The 2,870-nt window shown below is 62.2% G+C and carries 4 protein-coding genes; 1 reads left to right on the plus strand and 3 read right to left on the minus strand.

The features are described 5' to 3' along the window. The 3 genes from DL891_RS16455 to DL891_RS16465 all read right to left on the minus strand — a co-directional run. A partial coding sequence (locus DL891_RS16455) for a type II toxin-antitoxin system prevent-host-death family antitoxin (protein ID WP_368665646.1) occupies positions 1-149 on the minus strand: 149 nt, incomplete at its 3' end. Positions 150-287: 138 nt separating this feature from the next. After that, positions 288-1,406 carry a hypothetical protein gene (locus tag DL891_RS16460; RefSeq protein WP_157962584.1) on the minus strand — a complete coding sequence of 373 codons (1,119 nt, stop codon included), beginning with the start codon at positions 1,404-1,406 and terminating at the stop codon, positions 288-290. Between the two features lie 62 nt (positions 1,407-1,468). Further along, positions 1,469-1,675, minus strand: a complete 207-nt coding sequence (locus tag DL891_RS16465; RefSeq protein ID WP_111721576.1) for a hypothetical protein — start codon at positions 1,673-1,675, stop codon at positions 1,469-1,471. Positions 1,676-1,920: 245 nt separating this feature from the next. On the opposite strand from DL891_RS16465, the gene DL891_RS16470 reads away from it, so the two are divergent. Then, on the plus strand, positions 1,921-2,475 hold the full coding sequence (locus tag DL891_RS16470; protein WP_111721577.1) for a DUF3267 domain-containing protein: 555 nt from the start codon (positions 1,921-1,923) through the stop codon (positions 2,473-2,475). Positions 2,476-2,870 lie beyond the last annotated feature (395 nt).

The raw sequence follows: 2,870 nt of genomic DNA on the forward strand, positions 1-2,870 counted from the left end.
ATTGCCGCGACAGGGCGATTTCTGCGGGTCAAATACACCGGTTCGCGCCGGGCCGCGTCGATGATTGACGCGAGCCGTCCTCGCGCATCCGTGATTGCAACTTCAGTCATACCGCCAGTATAGAGCAAAACGTACATACTGCGCGGCATTATGTCTCATAAGCCGATCCAGCAATGCGACAGGAAGCGCGCCCAAAGTGGGACCGACTACAGGCGCGCTCCAACATGCCCTTGACGTCGTGGGCAAATCGGAGGCGTCCCAACCGGATTAGTCGGCGCGTCCGTTAGTCACGGGTTCCAGCGGGCGAGCTGAGTGCCGTCGTGGCGCAAGAACCAAACAGTGCCATCCTCGGCGACGACGAAGTCCGTGACCCGATCTGGAACGGTGACAGTGCTGTCCTCGACCCGTTGCTTCCCGGTTTCGGGATCGATGCCGCCACCGCTCGTCACGCCGGTGCGATGCTCAAGCTGGAGCTCTTGCTGCGAGCCGTCCGCGGCACGGCGCACCAACGTCCCCGCGGCGGCATCGTATTGAACCTGAGTCCCTGCGGCATTGGTCCGGGTCCACAGCTCGTGGGCGCCGGCGTGGTGATCGGTATCCGAGATGACTGTTGTCGTGCCGTCTGCCGACAGCATCGAGACCGTGGAGCCGTCGACGAACAACCGCTGCGGGGCAAGGTCCTGAGTGCCAGGGATCGTTGATCCGCCGAGAATCGATACGGCACCAGACGGATCATCCATCGGCGGGAGCAGATAGATCGTGCCATCTTCTCCACGCGCGAGATCAGCGGCGCCGGCGTAACCGTCCCCGGCGTCGGCACCACGGGAAACGGTCATATCGGCGTTGACCTGGGTGAGATAGGGAACATTGTTCCTTGCCACGAGCACCCCGGCCTCGTCGGGAAGGACTGCGGAGAGCCAAGTGCCGGGGAGCGTAGAGCCGGCGTCGAGCGCACCAGGCAACGCGCCATCGACCTTTTCCGCGAATTGCACGCTCGTGAGCTTGCCCGTCTCGGGGTCCAAGCGCACTAACTCGTAGGGCAGCGACACCCACACCGCGCCGTCCTCACCGGCACGAATGTGGGTCGTGTAGCCGTTGTAGTCGGCGTCGGGAAGGTCGAAGTTTCGGACATCGCCCGTGTGCATGTCGACCGCCCACAGCGTGTCCTTACCCACAGGTTGAACGGTGGCGAGCCAAATCGTTCCCTTTCCGGGGTCAACCGCGACCTCGTTGGATGCGAGGGGAAGATCGAGCACGATGTCTGCCGACGCCGTGGTCGTCGCAGAAGCAGCCGTGGCGATATCGTCGGAGCCTGCCGGCTGGCTTCCCGGTGCCACGGCCTGGCATCCGGTGAGAGCAAGAGTCAGCCCTAATAGTGCAGCCACCGAGAGATGAGTGCATTTCATGATCCCAGTAGACCACCGAACGTCGCTCATGGCGAGGGGAACTCGTAACGATTGAGGGCCCATCAACACGGTACGAGTGCACCGATAGAGGACCGGCTACCGGGCACGGCAAAAAGCGTGTTAACCGGGATCGGGCCGCCCAACCCACGCCGGACGAATATTCGCTTGAAGCCGCCAACCGTGATCCGCGGCCAGAAGTAGACGAACACGAACGCCCCGAGCACCCACACGACCACCGCAGTCGAGGCCAGCAGAAGGATCGCGCTCACGCCGCCATCGGCTTCCTAGTCCTGCGACTCGCAGTCCGACTCTTTCGATACGGATCGATCGAATACACCAAAAAGTCTCCCTCCAAACGGTCATCAGCCAACAAAAGTAAGGTATTTCCAAGTAGTCCTGAGGCCAAGCATGCATGACGTTGATGGTCCGGCGATTAGCGGTTCGACGCAGTCACTGATCGCCCTATCCAATGGTGTTCGGACATGATCACTGGTGTCCGAGTTTACGATGAGGTATGGAAACCACCCCCACCCTCATCGCGGTCCCCTGGAAGCCGTCTCGTTCGACCGGCGTCTGGATGAACGTCCTCAGCACGCTTGTCGCAGTGGTTGCCGGGTACCTCACCTTCGTCTTCGCCTTCAGGGGTGAGTCGGGGACGATCAACTTCGACGTCGTCGGTCTCGGGATCACCGTCGGCCTCATCGCCGTCGTCCTCGTTGTACATGAGGGGATCCATGGGCTGGCCTTCCTCGCGTACGGGGGCCGGCCGACCTTCGGTGCCGGGATCGCGGGTAAGGCCATGCCGTACTTCTACTGCACTTCAGTCGGTCAGCGGCTCTCGGTCGCCCGGTACCTCGTGGTCGCCCTTGCGCCCACCATCGTCGTCAACGGCGCCCTGATCGCTGCCCTGTTCTCGCCGGCCGCCACGTGGTTCGTCTTCCCGTTCGCAGTCCACCTGGCAGGCTGCGTCGGGGACTGGTTCCTCGTGTTCCGTACTCTGCGGGCGCCCAGAGGTTCTCTCGTGGAGGACATGAAGGACGGCCTGATCATATACAAGCCTGCAACGTGATCGGCGCGCCGGGGGAGACCGCGATAAGCGCGACCACCAGGACGAGCACAACTATCAGCCACGATTTGTAGTCATGGCGAACGACAACGGCAGGCGCCTGTCCCAACGTGCAGGACTCGGGACCACGTTCGGAGCCGGGCTTGGACTCATCGTGGGCGTCCTCGCTCCAAGTTCCAGTCTGGCCGTGTGGATCGCGGGCGGAGCCCGCGTAGGCATCTTGGGTTCAACCGGTCGTTGCAACACTCGTTTATCTGTGAGGTGTTTCCCGTGTGGTCAAAGGATGAGTTGGTTCAGAAGCGGGAACGATTCTGGGTGTTAGTTGCTGGGGGTTCGACATCGTCTGCGGCGTGTGATGCTGTGGGTGTGGATCGACGAACTGGACGACGTTGGCGCCA

It is taken from the genome of Homoserinimonas sp. OAct 916 (genome assembly GCF_003260275.1).
In the GTDB taxonomy this organism is placed as follows: domain Bacteria; phylum Actinomycetota; class Actinomycetes; order Actinomycetales; family Microbacteriaceae; genus OACT-916.

Coding starts and splice junctions, on each gene's coding strand:
- DL891_RS16460 (WP_157962584.1), bottom strand. CDS start 1,406: ATGAAATGCACTCATCTCTCGGTGGCTGCACTATTAGGGCTGACTCTT.
- DL891_RS16470 (WP_111721577.1), top strand. CDS start 1,921: ATGGAAACCACCCCCACCCTCATCGCGGTCCCCTGGAAGCCGTCTCGT.